Below are 14,638 nucleotides of genomic sequence, written 5' to 3'. Positions count from 1 at the left end.
CCAGGCACCGGAATGATTCCTGCTTCGGCTATCCGCTCCGTCATGACGATCAAGAGCCGGAATGACTTAATTCAAGTACAATTTTACGGACGGCCGTCCTTCCGGGGGTACCATGTCACGGCTCAAGATTTCCCACACGCTTATTGCCCTTTTCCTCGTGGTCGCCGTTATCGTTTCGGCGCTTGCCGTTTCATCTCTCGGCGGCATCAAGATGATGAACGAGCGCAACAACGAGATCGCCACCACCTGGCTACCGCGCGTCTCGCTTTCCCGCGCGCTCGAAACGCAGCTTTCCGATACCCGCATGGCGTTTGCCCGCCATCTGATTTCCCTGACGCCGTTTGAAAAGAAGGCAGCGGAAAAGGTCATCGGTGAGACCGTCGGAGGCTTCAACAAGCTCGCCGACGAATATTCGAGCCTGATGGTCACCGATGCCGACAAGGCGGCGCTCGACAATGTCCGGACTGCCTATCAGGCCTATCTCTCCGTCGCCGAAGGCATGGTCAAGCTCTCCAACAACCTCGAGAACATGAAGGCGCAGAGCGTCTTCAAGGTCGAGATGCGCGAGACCGAAGGCAAGGTCGACGAGGCGATCAAGGAAATGCGGGCGCTGAACCTCACCGGCGCGGATGCCGCCGTTGCCGCAAGCTCGGCCACGCATGACCAGATCCGCATGATCGAGATCGGCGTCATCGCCCTTGCCGCCGTCATCGTGCTCGGCGCCATCCTCTATGCCGTGCGCGGCATCGCTCGCCCGATCCAGATCATCACCCGCTCGATGGCACGCCTTGCCGAAGGTGACACCGACAGCAGCATCCCCTATGGTGCCCGCAAGGACGAAATCGGCGAGATGGCCCGTGCGGTCGAGGTCTTCCGCCAGGCGGCGATCGCCAATCAGCATCTCGAAGCCGACGCCCAGACACAGCGCGCCAAGGCGGAAGCCGAGCGTCTGCGCGTGACGGAAGAAGCGGAAGCAGCAGCCCAGCGCCGCCTTCAGGAAGCCACCGCCGGTCTTGCGAGCGGCCTGCGCCGCCTTGCTTCGGGCGATCTCGCCTTCCAGCTCAACGAACCCTTCTCGCCCGATTTCGAGCAGCTGCGTCACGACCTGAACCAGGCTGTCGCCCAGCTCGCCGACACGCTTGCCGCCGTCTCGTCAGCATCGGGCAGCATCGACAGCGGTGCCCGTGAAGTCAGCCAGAGCGCCGACGACCTGTCGCGCCGGACCGAGCAGCAGGCAGCGTCTCTGGAAGAAACGGCGGCAGCACTCGACCAGATCACGGTCAATGTCGGCAATTCGTCAAAGCGCACTCACGAGGCCCGCAGCGTTGCCGGCCAGGCCAACGAAAGCGCCCGCAAGTCCGGCGCGATCGTCTCCGGCGCGGTCGACGCCATGGGCCGCATCGAGCATTCGTCGAGCCAGATCTCCAACATCATCGGCGTCATCGACGAGATCGCTTTCCAGACCAACCTGCTGGCGCTCAACGCCGGCGTCGAAGCAGCACGTGCCGGTGATGCCGGCAAGGGTTTCGCCGTCGTCGCTCAGGAAGTGCGCGAGCTTGCCCAGCGCTCGGCCAACGCGGCCAAGGAGATCAAGGATCTGATCCGCAACTCCGCCGTTGAAGTCGAAAGCGGCGTCCGTCTCGTGCGCGAAACCGGCGAGGCTCTTCGCACGATCGAAGGCTTCATCGTCACGATCAACCAGCATATGGACGCGATCGCCGTCTCGGCACAGGAACAGTCCGCCGGGCTCTCCGAGGTCAATACGGCCGTCAACCAGATGGACCAGGTCACCCAGCAGAACGCGGCGATGGTCGAGGAAGCCAATGCGGCAAGCGCGACGCTTGCCCAGGAAGCCGGCCGTCTGCGCGAACTGATCGCGCGCTTCACGCTCGCCGAGGCTGGCGGTCACGGCTACGCCCAGTCGACCAACGGCGCGCGCTGGGCCGCCTGATCGCGATCGGAGGCGACGCGCAAGTCGTGTGACGCGCAAACGGTCGCCTGTCGCGAGAATTTCTTGCCACATCGAGTGAAACGGCCGCCAGAAATGGCGGCCGTTTCTTTGTCGGCAATGGAGTTACCGTGAAACGCCGGAGGTTTGTGTCGACAAATGCGGCAATTATAACTATCACTAATGTTACTGCCATTTCACATGGCACCTCATGAAATTCCAGCGACGATCATGAAGAAGACATTTGAAGTTTCCGATAGACTGTTCGAGCTTTACCACCGGGTTCACCGGCTGGTGAACGAATCGATGACCGAGGAAGGCGTGTCGCTGGCGCGCAGCAAGTTCCTCTTCTTCCTCAGCAAGCTCGGCCCCTGTCGTTCGACCGACATCGCCTGCGCGCTGAACTTCGCGCCGCGCACCGTCACCGAAGCGATCGACGGCCTGGAGCGTGACCGCCTGGTCATGCGCAAGCCCGATCCTGAAGACCGGCGCGCCAAGATCGTCTCGATCACCGAAACGGGCCGCGTCGTACTGGAAGCCGCAGAGCACCCGCGCAAGCAGCTGCTCGAGGAGATCTTCTCGGCCCTCGACGACGAAGAACTCGACGCGCTCTTTGATATCGTCGGCAAGCTGGTCGACCGGACGGACGAGATCCGCAAGCGCAAGGATGAGGCCGAAGAGGCAGCGCAGATCGCGATCGCCCGCTAGGAGCGTTCTCGCTCGTCGCAAATCACAAGTGCCGAAACAGAAAGAGGCCGGGACGTCATGTCCCGGCCTCTCCCGTTTTCTCCGGGCGGTAACGCTTACATCGCGTTGATTGCGCCAATGGAGAAGAACAGGGTTTCGCCAGAGGAGTCGTCGACGCCGTCATTGTCGGTGACGACATAGCCGTTGCCGGCGGCATCGACGGTGAAGCCTTCGACCTTGTCGACGACGTAGCCATTCAGCGCCTTCAGTTCCGGAATGAGATCACGAACCTCTTCCTTCTTGACGACGGGCAGTTCACCGCCAAGGGCAGCTGGCTTCAGTTCCGAGAGCGCAACGCGATAGATCTTCTTCAGCTTGGCAGCCTGACCGATCAGGTTGTCGCGCTCGATGACATAGGCATAGTCGCCGTGGACGGAAATTTCCGACAGACCAACCCAGCCGTCACCGGCCTTTTCGAGCGGGTAGCGCACGGCGCCCCATTCTTCGCTCTTCAGGTTGTAGGAGACGAGCTTGACGAAGCCCTTCTCGTCATCCTTCCATTCGCGCTGAACCGCCATCCACAGCGTCTGCTCGTCGCCTTCGCCGACAACGGTGATGCCTTCGAAGCCAAAGCGGGTTTCGCCGGCACGCAGCGCTTCCGGCAGGGCGATTTCCTTCTTGATCTCGCCCTTCTTGTTCACGTGGAAGATCGCGTGGCTGTAGAGCTTGTCGGAGTTGCCTTCCGACGCGAGCCAGAAGCCCCCTTCCCCGTCATTGGCGATGCCTTCGATGTCGAGCTTCTGCGCCGGTGCGCCATCGCGGGTGATGGCGAGCGCTTCGGTGATCAGCGCCGGCTTCTGGGTGGCGTCGATGGTGAAGATCGTGGGCTGCGACGAGTAGACCGAATCGTTGACGGCGCGCAGGAAACCGGGCTTGTCGGCAACGGCAGCGAGACCGGAGAGTGCGCCGAAGCCGATCGGCAGGCCATCCTTCTCGGCGGAGCGGATCTGCGGATAGACCGCTTCGCCCTCGGCACGCTCATAGATCATCACGTGCGAGCGCGCGCCGCCGTCCTCGACGAGATCGACTTCGTTTGCGGTCGCAAAGAGATTGCGCGCGGGGATCGCGACGGCGCCTTCCGGCGAGATGCCCGACGGCAGGAGCTGCAGCAGCTCAGGCTCGGCGCCCGTATCCTTGTAGACGCCGACGATCGAGGCACGTTCGGACAGAACGAAGAACAGGTTGTCGTCACCGAACTTCGCCGCTTCCAGGCCCTCGGGCTCAACGCCCTTGGCCGAAGAGCGCTTCTCGGGATAGTGTCCGATGGCGGCAATCGCATGCTCGAAGCTCGCGCCCGATTCGAAGAGCACCTTGCCGGTGGTGTCGAAGATCGTGAAACCGCGCGAACCGCCTTCATAGTCGCCTTCGTTGGCAACGACGATGCGGTTGTCGCCGAGCCACTTCACCGCGTCGGGCTCGCGTTTGCGGCCCGGCTGCTCGTCCTTGAAGGCAATCGCGCCGTTGCGCTTGGTGTCGATGTTCTTGAGGTCGACCGTGCCGGCAGAGAAATGCGTCTTCACCGTTCCCGTCTTGCCGTCGATGATGACGATGTGGTTGTTCTCCTGCAGCGTCAGCGCGATCTCGTCCTTGCCGTTGAAGGAAACGAATTCCGGCTCCGGGTCTTCACCGGCGATTTCGGCAAGACCGGTCAGCGTCACGCGCTTCAGCGAACCGCAATCGGCAACACCATCCTTCAACGACAAGATGACGAGGTCGCCGGCCGGCATCTGCGGGATCTTGCCGTCGTTCAGCTCTTCATCGCGCTCGTTCTCGATGGCGATGGCCGCCAGCGTGCGGTCCTTGTTGACGGCGATCGAATCCGGCTGGCCGCCGAGATCGCAGGTCGCATCGACTTTCTTCGAGGCCAGATCGACGATCGCAAGAAGCCCCGAAGGCTTGACGAAGCTTTCGCGCGTGTTGACCGCGACGAGTGCCTTTGCACCGGCGATGGTGACCGAGGTCGGCTCGCCGGCAAAAGAGACCGTGCCGGCTGCCTTCGGCGCCTTGGCATCGGTGATGTCGATCAGGCCGACGCGCTTGCCGGGGCTGTCGGAATAGACAAGCGTGTTGCCGTCTTCGCTGGCCGTGATGATTTCGGCAGATGTCGGCGCCTTGCGCGCATCGCCTTCCGGCAGGTTATCGGCAACAGCAAAGGATGCAATGCGGTTGAAGACGGGCTCGGCCGCCGCAGGAAATGCTGCGGATGCAAGAAGAACGGCCGCAAGCGCGGTCACGCGCGAAGTGATGGTCATGAAATCCCCCATGTGCGAACACTGAAAACATGGGGGTTCTGCGCGATGCCGATGACAGCCGAATGACAACGCTTGGGTTTTACACCGTTCCGGTTGCAGGCGCGGCGCGCTCGCGCCGCATCTCGTTGCGCATGATGAACAGCGAGGCGCCAAGGATCAGCACTGCGCCGACCCAAAGATATCCTGTCGGCGCGTAACCGAAGACCAGCCAGCCCGCAAAGACGTTAAGCGGCAGCTTCAGATCGTCGAAGGGCTGCACATAGGCAGCGTCGGCAACAGTATAGGCGAGCGTCAGCAGATATTGCGCGACTACGGTCAGTATCCCGGCGAGCAGCAGGAAGCCGAGTGCTGTCCCATCCGGCATGGTGAAGCCGGCCGAAAGCGCGATGGCGCCGTTGATCGGGGTCAGAAGCACAAGCAGCCATACGGTGATCGTTTCGGGGCGCTCGAGACTTGTGAGGCTCTTGGTGATGAGCGACGAAGCGCCCCACAACAGCGCCGACAGGATCGGCAAAAGGGCGGCCCAGCTGAAGCTGTCCGACCACGGTTCGAGAATGATCATCGCCCCGGCGAAACCGACCGCGGTTGCGGCCCAGCGCGCCGCGCCGACGCGTTCGCCGAGAAACAGGCGGGCGCCGAGGATGATGAAGAACGGTGAGGTCATGACCAGCGCGATCGCCTGCCAGATCGGCACGTGCGCCAGACCGGAGACCCAGGCCCCCACACCGAAGGCGGCCAGCACCACGCGCACGACGTGACGCCAGGGATAGTCGGTGCGCATGGCCGACAGCCCGACGCGTCGCAGAAACGGCAGTGAGAAGAGGAAGGCGAAGGCATATTGCCAGAACGCCATGGCGGTGGCTGGAAAACCGAGCTTCATCGTCAGCCATTGGGTGACGACATTGAGGCCGGCGAAAGCGATCCCAGCCAACACCATGAAGCCGGCTCCGGCCATGGCGCGCGAGGAGAAAAAGCCGAGGGAAGTCTGATTCATGTCATGCACCCTGAAAGCGGACCAAACACAAATCAGGACGCATGAGCGCACGGCACGACGCCGGGCATCCCTACCCTTCGTGCCAGCGACCATTCTCTTTCATCCGGACTATGACCGTCGGCTCCGGAGTTGCACCGGATCTGCTGACCCTCTCCCCAAAAATCGAGGAAAGGCGCTCGCGGGCTTGGGCCACCTTCGCGCGTCTCCAAGACGCCGCGCTGTCATGCCCTTACCGCCGGTGGGGACTTTCACCCCGCCCTGAGAATGGGCAAGCCCTAGAGCAAATGACGGACACTCGCAAGGGCTGCCCCAAAAATGCGAAAGGGTCCGGCTTGCGCCGAACCCTCGAATACCTGGACTGCCGGCCTCGTGTCCGGCCGCCAAGCAAATCTCATCAGCCGTTGACGGCATCCTTCAGGCCCTTGCCGGCCGTGAACTTCGGCACGTTGCGTGCCGGGATGTCAACTTCCGCACCCGTGGACGGGTTACGGCCCTTCGAGGCTTCGCGGCGCGAAACCGAGAAGTTGCCGAAGCCGACCAGGCGAATGTCGCCGCCGTTCTTCAGCTCAGCCTGGATGGTCTCGAAAACTGCATCAACTGCAGAAGATGCGTCGGTCTTGGAAAGTCCGGCCTTCTCAGCAACGGCAGACACGAGCTCATTTTTGTTCATGTTTCCACCCCTTTCAGATTGGTTCGAAACGACTGTGTTTTAAGGCGCGGCGGCTTGCGCTTCGCCCGCGTCTTGCCTTTCCCAATTGCGCCTAATCCCTTGGAATGCAAGGCTTGCAGGGCGCTTTTACAACAAAAAAGACCGGCCAATGGCCGGTCTTCCCAATTTTTCTGCAAAATGAGCGCCGCGCGAGCCGGCTGCACCCATTTTCAAGCCCCCGTCAGTGGGCGACGGAGGAGCCTGCTTCGTCCTGCGAATCAACCGGTGCTACGGTTGCCGGCTCGTTTGCCGGGTCCCAATCGATCGGTTCCGGCATGCGCACCAGAGCGTGTTCGAGCACTTCGCCCACCCGCGAAACCGGGATGATTTCGAGCGCGTTCTTCACGTTGTCCGGGATCTCGGCGAGATCCTTGGCGTTCTCTTCCGGGATCAGCACCTTCTTGATGCCGCCCCGCAGCGCTGCCAGGAGCTTCTCCTTCAGACCGCCGATCGGCAGCACGCGGCCGCGCAGCGTGATCTCGCCGGTCATTGCGACATCCTTGGAGATCGGGATGCCGGTCATGATCGACACGATCGTGGTTGCCATGGCGACGCCGGCCGACGGGCCATCCTTCGGCGTCGCACCTTCCGGTACGTGCACGTGGATGTCACGCTTGTCGAACAGCGGCGGTTCGATGCCGAAGTCGATTGCGCGCGAGCGGACATAAGAAGCCGCCGCGGAAATCGATTCCTTCATCACGTCGCGCAGGTTGCCGGTGACGGTCATGCGGCCCTTGCCGGGCATCATGACGCCTTCGATCGTCAGAAGCTCGCCGCCGACCTCAGTCCATGCGAGACCGGTGACAACACCGATCTGATCGTCACGTTCGGCTTCGCCGTGGCGGAAGCGCGGAACGCCCAGATAGTCGTTAATGTTGGCAGCGTTCACTTCGACCTTCTTGGCCTTGCCCTTGATGATCTCGGTCACGGCCTTGCGGGCGAGCTTCATCAACTCGCGTTCGAAGTTACGCACACCGGCTTCGCGGGTGTAGGTCTGGATGACCGCCATCAGCGCGCCGTCTGTGACCGAGAATTCCTTCGGCTGCAGCGCGTGGTCGCGGATCGCCTTCGGCAGCAGATGCCGCTTGGCGATTTCCAGCTTTTCCTCTTCCGTGTAGCCGGCGATGCGGATCACTTCCATGCGGTCCATCAACGGCGCCGGGATATTCAGCGTGTTGGCGGTGGTGATGAACATCACGTTGGACAGGTCGTATTCGACCTCCAGGTAGTGGTCCATGAAGGTCGAGTTCTGTTCCGGATCCAGCACCTCGAGCAGCGCCGACGACGGATCGCCGCGGAAGTCCTGGCCCATCTTGTCGATTTCGTCGAGCAGGAACAGCGGATTGGACCGCTTCGCCTTCTTCATCGACTGAACGACCTTGCCCGGCATCGAGCCGATATAGGTGCGGCGGTGGCCACGGATCTCGGCTTCGTCACGAACGCCGCCCAGCGCCATGCGCACATATTCGCGGCCGGTCGCCTTGGCGATCGACTTGGCGAGCGAGGTCTTGCCGACGCCCGGAGGGCCGACGAGGCACAGGATGGGGCCCTTGATCTTGGTCGAACGCGCCTGCACGGCGAGATACTCGACGATGCGCTCCTTGACCTTGTCGAGGCCGAAATGATCGACGTTGAGCACTTCCTCGGCATGGTTCAGGTCGGTCTTGATCTTCGACTTCTTGCCCCAGGGCAGGCCGAGCAGCCAATCCAGGTAGTTGCGAACGACGGTGGCTTCCGCCGACATCGGGCTCATCTGGCGCAGCTTCTTCAGCTCTGCATCAGCCTTTTCGCGCGCTTCCTTGGAAAGCTTGGTCTTGGCGATACGCTCTTCGAGCTCGGCCATCTCGTCGCGGCCGTCTTCGCCGTCGCCGAGTTCCTTCTGGATCGCCTTCATCTGTTCGTTGAGGTAGTACTCGCGCTGGGTCTTCTCCATCTGGCGCTTGACGCGCGAGCGGATGCGCTTTTCCACCTGCAGGACGGAGATCTCGCCTTCCATGAAGCCGAGCGCCTTTTCCAGGCGCATCTTCACGCTGGTGGTCTCCAGCATTTCCTGCTTTTCGACGATCTTGATCGACAGGTGCGAAGCGACCGTGTCGGCCAGCTTCGAATAGTCCTCGATCTGGCTGGCAACGCCGACGACCTCGGGAGAGATCTTCTTGTTGAGCTTTACGTAGCTTTCGAATTCGGACACGACCGAGCGGCTGAGCGCCTCGATCTCGACCGGATCTTCCTCCGGCTCGCTCAGGCTATGCGCCGAAGCCTCATAGAATTCCTCGCGCGGCGTGTAGCCGTCGATTTTGGCGCGCGCGCGGCCCTCGACCAGTACCTTGACGGTGCCGTCGGGCAGCTTCAGCAGTTGAAGAACGTTGGCGATGGTGCCGACTTCGTAGATCGCGGACGGTTCCGGATCGTCGTCTGTGGCGTTGATCTGGGTGGCAAGCATGATCTGCTTGTCGGTGCCCATGACTTCCTCAAGCGCACGGATCGATTTTTCGCGGCCGACGAAAAGCGGCACGATCATATGCGGGAAGACTACGATGTCGCGGAGCGGCAGGACCGGGTAGGTCGCGCTTTCAGTCGCCGGTGACGTTTTGTTCGTCATGTCATTTCCTTTCCGTCCCGATTTCGGGCCCGTATCCGGGAGCCCTACAGGCACTCCCGGCTGTCATATTTTCCACATGAAAGTGGAGTGCGACCGCGTCCATTTCAAGGCTCGACGCAGACATCCACAAACAGTGGCCGGGTCCTTCTGACTACGCATCAATGCTGTTGCGGACCTTGCGACGGACTACAAGCTCATGGACCGCAACCATTAAGGTCCTTCATTGAATCGTCACATCATTGCGTTGTTTGCGGCACTTTAGCAACAATCGAATTGTGAAATCTGCGCCCCGGCGCAGGTGTCTCAACAGCTAAGTGTGAACACATGAAGCAGACATGAAAAAGCCCGCACGAGGCGGGCTTCTCAAAGGGTAATTCAGGACGCTCAGGCCGAAACGTTGGTCTTTTCGTCCGACCGTTCCGAGTAGATGTAGAGCGGCCGGGCAGCGCCCTTGACCACCTCGTCCGAGATGACCACTTCGCGCACGCCTTCGAGCGTCGGCAGCTCGAACATGGTGTCGAGCAGGATCTTCTCCATGATGGAGCGAAGGCCACGGGCACCGGTCTTGCGCACGATCGCCCGACGCGCGATCTCGCGAAGCGCGTCCTCGTGGAAGGTCAGTTCGACGTCTTCCATCTCGAACAGGCGCTGGTACTGCTTGATCAGAGCGTTCTTCGGCTCGGATAGGATCTGGATCAGCGCATCTTCATCGAGATCTTCCAGCGTCGCCAGAACCGGCAGACGACCGATGAATTCCGGGATCAGGCCGAACTTGACGAGATCTTCCGGCTCCAGTTCGCGCAGAACTTCGCCGACACGGCGATCTTCCGGCGAGCGGACCGTTGCGCCGAAACCGATCGAGGTCTTCTCGCCACGGGCGGAGATGATCTTGTCGAGGCCGGCAAAGGCACCGCCGCAGATGAACAGGATGTTGGTCGTATCCACCTGCAGGAATTCCTGCTGCGGATGCTTGCGGCCGCCCTGCGGTGGTACCGAGGCAACCGTGCCTTCCATGATCTTCAGAAGCGCCTGCTGCACGCCCTCGCCCGATACGTCGCGGGTTATCGACGGGTTGTCGGACTTGCGCGAAATCTTGTCGACTTCGTCGATGTAGACGATGCCGCGCTGGGCGCGCTCGACGTTGTAGTCGGCAGCCTGAAGCAGCTTCAGGATAATGTTCTCGACGTCTTCACCGACATAACCGGCTTCGGTCAGCGTCGTTGCGTCGGCCATGGTGAACGGCACGTCGATGATGCGGGCGAGCGTCTGGGCGAGATAGGTCTTGCCGCAGCCGGTCGGGCCGACCAGCATGATGTTCGACTTCGCAAGCTCGACGTCGCTGCCCTTGGCGGCGTGCGCCAGGCGCTTGTAATGGTTGTGAACGGCGACCGAAAGGATGCGCTTCGCCTGCTGCTGGCCGATGACGTATTCGTCCAGAACCTTGATGATTTCCTGAGGCGTCGGAACACCGTCGCGGGACTTGACCATCGAGGTCTTGTTCTCTTCGCGAATGATATCCATGCACAGTTCGACGCATTCATCGCAGATGAACACGGTCGGTCCGGCAATCAGTTTTCGGACTTCGTGCTGGCTCTTGCCGCAGAACGAACAATAAAGTGTATTCTTCGAGTCACCGCCGTTGCTTCCGCTGACCTTGCTCATTTCCACTTCCTTCCAGCACGCCGGACACTTTCAAGATAAGTATCGCGGACCACTCAATTTGCCCTGAGCCTCAACCTCAAACAGGGCTTCCGGGAGTACTCACCGCCCCAGGCGTAAACGCCCGACGCAGTCGCAACGACTCTCCCAACTCCGAACGAACACTACGCTGACAGATTCCAACATAGCATTAATGGTTCATATTACCGGCTTTACCCTGTCGATAAAGCCCTTGAGCCATTACAATTGTGTCACAATTACATCTATCCCGACACAAATGCGCGTTATCAGGCCTGCTCGCCGCCCTCGATCTCTTCGCGCGAGGTCAGAACCTTGTCGACAAGGCCCCAGCTCAGAGCTTCGTCCGCATTCATGAAATGATCGCGATCGAGCGTCTGCTCAACCTCTTCATAGGTCCGTCCGCAGTGCTTGACGTAGACCTCGTTGAGGCGGCGCTTCATCTTCAGGATGTCCTTGGCGTGGCGCTCGATATCCGAGGCCTGGCCCTGGAAACCGCCCGAGGGCTGGTGAACCATGATGCGCGCGTTCGGCGTCGCGAAACGCATGTCCTTGTGGCCGGCGGCCAGGAGCAGCGAACCCATCGAGGCGGCCTGACCGACGCAGAGCGTCGAAACGGCCGGCTTGATGAACTGCATCGTGTCGTAGATCGCCATGCCCGACGTGACGACGCCGCCCGGCGAATTGATGTAGAGCGCGATTTCCTTCTTAGGGTTTTCTGCTTCAAGGAAAAGAAGCTGGGCGCAGACGAGCGTTGCCATCTGGTCTTCGACCGGGCCGGTCACGAAGATGATGCGCTCCTTCAGAAGGCGCGAAAAGATATCGTAGGAACGTTCACCGCGGTTGGTCTGTTCAACAACCATCGGCACCAGTGCCAGGGCGGTATCAACGGGATTTCTCATATCGAACCTTCATCAATCGGGTTCGCAAAACCTTTGCGAACCGGGAATCACGGGATTTACCTTCTGCTCCTACATAGAGTGTCAACACCCTTCACTTCAAGTCGCGAAGCTTCGATAAGCTTAATCGAAGGTCCGCTTTGCTTCGAAGTTCGGCCGTCCTCCACACATGGTTGGCGATAGAACATTTTTCCATCGATATCCTCGGTTGAGGCCATGGACGCAAACTCTGCACACAGGCTTCGGTGATATCGGTAAACGAAGGGGAAATCCGCGAACCTGGGCGCTGTTCACAGCTGCGACTCGATCGGCAACACACGGATTACCCCGGCGATCATGCGCCTTGCCAGGCTCGCGTCCGGCTCGTGGCGCACCAGCCGCTCGGAGCCATTGGCGCGATCACGCCAGACAAGACGCGATCCTTCGATGTCGACCCGGTAGCTGATCGACGGCGAAGTTTCCTCCTCGAACATGGAAGCCAGTTCGCCGGCGAGTGCCGCATCCTGAAAGACGACGCCCATTTCCGTGTTGAGTGAAGCGGAGCGCGGATCGAAGTTCATCGAGCCGACAAAACCGTTCAGGCCATCGACCACGAACGCCTTGCTGTGCAGGCTCGCGTTGCGGCGTCCGAACAATGTCATGCGGTGTCCCTCGGCGACATCGCCCTGCTCCTTCAACTCGAAGAGCGCGACGCCGGCCCGGATGAGCTTCCGGCGATATTTGACATAACCGCCGTGAACGGCGGCAACGTCGGTCGCTGCAAGCGAATTGGTCAGGACCGCCACGCGAGCGCCGCGCGAAACAATGGCGGCGAGTTCCCGCGTGCCGGCAACGCCGGGAATGAAATAGGGCGAGATTATCCGCAAGTCCCGCGTGGCTGCCTCGATCAGCGGAAAGAGTTCGCGCAACAGCCAGTTCTGGCGCCGCTGCATCAGCGCCTTTTCCGGCGGATCGGATGCCAGACGGATCTCGGAACTCCAGTGAAGCCGCCGTGTGCCTTGGTAGATCTCCGCCTCGTCAACCGCCTTGTCGACGCGCTCGAGATAGAACCGGCCTGCCGGCGTGCGCGCCAATCCTTCGACGGAATCGCGCAGTGCCGGCAGATACTGCTTGCGCGGCGTGCGCAGCGCCGCGATCGGGAGCACGGATGTGCTGTTCCAGTAGCGGTCGAACATGGCGGATGCCTGCTCCAGCACGGGTCCGACCATCCAGACATCGAGGTCACGGAAATTGGAGAGCTCGGCGGCATCGAAATAGGCGTCTCCGATGTTGCGGCCGCCGGCTATCGCAACGCGGCCGTCGGCTACCCAGAGCTTGTTGTGCATGCGGCGCGTGGCGCTGAAGGCGCGGATCGCCATTTCGAAGCCGCGGCGAAAGCGGTCGGTGCGCGCCCGGCTCGGATTGAAGAGCCGTACGTCGATATGGGGATGGGCGTCGAGCGCGATGCACATTCGGTCATGGATGCCCGCATTGATGTCGTCGAGCAGCAGCCGGACGCGCACGCCACGGTCCGCGGCGGCCAGGATCTCGCGGGCGAGAAGAAGACCGGTCAGGTCGCCCTTCCAGTAGTAGTACTGCAGGTCGAGGCTGCGTCCGGCGCGCCGTGCTGCGTGCGCTCGGACCACCAGGGCCTCAATATTATCGGAAACAAGCGCCACCCCATTGGCACCCGCCTGCCCCGCAACGAGCGGCGCCACATATCGGTCGAGCTCCGTGCCGGCATCGGCCAGCGGGAGTGCGCTTGACGGCGGCCCGTGCGGGCGGCGGCCGAACCGGCCGTAGACATAGAGAACCGTCGCCACAACCAGTCCGAGGATGGCGGCAACGGTGAACAGGATAGAGGATCCCATCGAAAACTCGCCCGTGCCTTTAGGCCGCCCCCGTACGCCCGGCTTCGACCCGTCGGCCGTCTCTTTGTTCCGGCTGCGCCGCCTTCAGGTCGATCGAGGCCTTTACCGGCAGATGATCCGAGGCAATCCGCGCCAACGGCGAATCGTGCACGGCGACCGACGTCACCAGGCTATGCGGGTTTCCGAGCACACGGTCGAGCGGCAACAGGGGAAAGCGTGAGGGAAAACTGGCGACCGTCGCGTGGGACGGATCGAATACCGGGCTGAGGAAGGACAGCGACGAACGCCGCCCCATCCGCCATTCATTAAGGTCGCCGATGAGCAGCGTCGGCCGCCCGTTCGCGTCGGACGCTGCCTCGAGGATCGCCTCGGCCTGCTGGGCACGCGAATGCCGCAGAAGTCCTAGATGGGCGGCGATGATGCGCAGCGGCCCCACTTTCAGATCGAGATCGACGACCAGCGCACCGCGCGGTTCCACGCCGGGCAGCTTGAGCTGCCGCACGTCGGAAACGGCGCCCTCACGCAGCAGCAGGACATTGCCGTGCCAGCCATGCCCCTTGGTCGAAAATCCGGAAATCGGCACCGAAACAAGGTGTGCCTCGCGGCGCAAATGCTCGAGATCGAGCAGACCGGCACGCTCACCGAACCGCTGGTCGGCCTCCTGAAGCGCGACGATATCTGCGCCCAACTCACCGATGACATTGGCGGTACGACCGGGGTCGAAGCGCCCGTCGGTGCCGACGCATTTGTGAATGTTGTAGGAGGCGATTACGATATCGCCACGGCTGACCGCGGCTTCGCGATGAACGACGGTGGGGCGTCTCTTGCGGATCGCAGCGACGATCCCCGCCGATAGACTGGACTGGTTTTTTCCCATGCCGCTCCCTGCTTGCTGGCCGCATCATGCGCAAATAGGTCGCCTGGTGCCACAGAAAAAGGGAGGAAAGCGGAAGTTTGTTC

Annotated in this window: 10 protein-coding genes and 1 riboswitch; of the genes, 2 read left to right on the top strand and 8 right to left on the bottom strand. The window is 61.5% G+C overall.

Annotated features, from left to right (window positions below; genetic code table 11):
- Nucleotides 1-112: 112 nt before the first annotated feature.
- Both FA04_RS04985 and FA04_RS04980 read left to right on the top strand, forming a co-directional pair.
- The gene (locus FA04_RS04985) at nucleotides 113-1,951 is read left to right on the top strand and encodes a HAMP domain-containing methyl-accepting chemotaxis protein (RefSeq protein ID WP_034803609.1); all 1,839 of its coding nucleotides are present in this window, start codon (nucleotides 113-115) and stop codon (nucleotides 1,949-1,951) included.
- 228 nt (nucleotides 1,952-2,179) lie between these two features.
- Entirely contained in the window at nucleotides 2,180-2,656 is a 477-nt protein-coding gene (locus FA04_RS04980) for a MarR family winged helix-turn-helix transcriptional regulator (RefSeq protein WP_034803611.1), read from the top strand.
- 95 nt (nucleotides 2,657-2,751) lie between these two features.
- Here FA04_RS04980 and FA04_RS04975 read toward each other — a convergent pair whose 3' ends face one another.
- The 8 genes from FA04_RS04975 to FA04_RS04940 all read right to left on the bottom strand — a co-directional run bounded on the left by FA04_RS04975 (nucleotide 2,752) and on the right by FA04_RS04940 (nucleotide 14,555).
- Nucleotides 2,752-4,959 (bottom strand): esterase-like activity of phytase family protein, encoded by a 2,208-nt coding sequence (locus FA04_RS04975; protein WP_162253358.1) that lies wholly within the window; start codon nucleotides 4,957-4,959, stop codon nucleotides 2,752-2,754.
- A 67-nt stretch (nucleotides 4,960-5,026) separates the two neighbouring features.
- Nucleotides 5,027-5,941, bottom strand: a complete 915-nt coding sequence (locus tag FA04_RS04970) for a DMT family transporter (protein ID WP_034803614.1) — start codon at nucleotides 5,939-5,941, stop codon at nucleotides 5,027-5,029.
- Nucleotides 5,942-6,028: 87 nt separating this feature from the next.
- Nucleotides 6,029-6,211: riboswitch (FMN riboswitch) on the bottom strand.
- Between the two features lie 124 nt (nucleotides 6,212-6,335).
- Entirely contained in the window at nucleotides 6,336-6,611 is a 276-nt protein-coding gene (gene hupB / locus FA04_RS04965) for a DNA-binding protein HupB (protein ID WP_034803616.1), read from the bottom strand.
- 220 nt (nucleotides 6,612-6,831) lie between these two features.
- Nucleotides 6,832-9,252 carry an endopeptidase La gene (gene lon, locus FA04_RS04960; protein ID WP_034803619.1) on the bottom strand — a complete coding sequence of 807 codons (2,421 nt, stop codon included), beginning with the start codon at nucleotides 9,250-9,252 and terminating at the stop codon, nucleotides 6,832-6,834.
- A gap of 384 nt (nucleotides 9,253-9,636) precedes the next feature.
- Nucleotides 9,637-10,914 (bottom strand): ATP-dependent Clp protease ATP-binding subunit ClpX, encoded by a 1,278-nt coding sequence (gene clpX, locus FA04_RS04955; RefSeq protein ID WP_034803621.1) that lies wholly within the window; start codon nucleotides 10,912-10,914, stop codon nucleotides 9,637-9,639.
- 284 nt (nucleotides 10,915-11,198) lie between these two features.
- Nucleotides 11,199-11,831, bottom strand: a complete 633-nt coding sequence (locus tag FA04_RS04950) for an ATP-dependent Clp protease proteolytic subunit (RefSeq protein ID WP_034803630.1) — start codon at nucleotides 11,829-11,831, stop codon at nucleotides 11,199-11,201.
- A gap of 287 nt (nucleotides 11,832-12,118) precedes the next feature.
- Nucleotides 12,119-13,678 carry a phospholipase D family protein gene (locus FA04_RS04945; protein ID WP_034803632.1) on the bottom strand — a complete coding sequence of 520 codons (1,560 nt, stop codon included), beginning with the start codon at nucleotides 13,676-13,678 and terminating at the stop codon, nucleotides 12,119-12,121.
- Nucleotides 13,679-13,697: 19 nt separating this feature from the next.
- Nucleotides 13,698-14,555 (bottom strand): endonuclease/exonuclease/phosphatase family protein, encoded by an 858-nt coding sequence (locus FA04_RS04940; RefSeq protein ID WP_034803635.1) that lies wholly within the window; start codon nucleotides 14,553-14,555, stop codon nucleotides 13,698-13,700.
- Nucleotides 14,556-14,638: the final 83 nt, after the last annotated feature.

The sequence above is a fragment of the Ensifer adhaerens genome (assembly GCF_000697965.2).
GTDB classification, from domain to species: Bacteria; Pseudomonadota; Alphaproteobacteria; order Rhizobiales; family Rhizobiaceae; genus Ensifer; species Ensifer adhaerens.
This window is presented reverse-complemented; position numbering and strand designations above follow the sequence as displayed.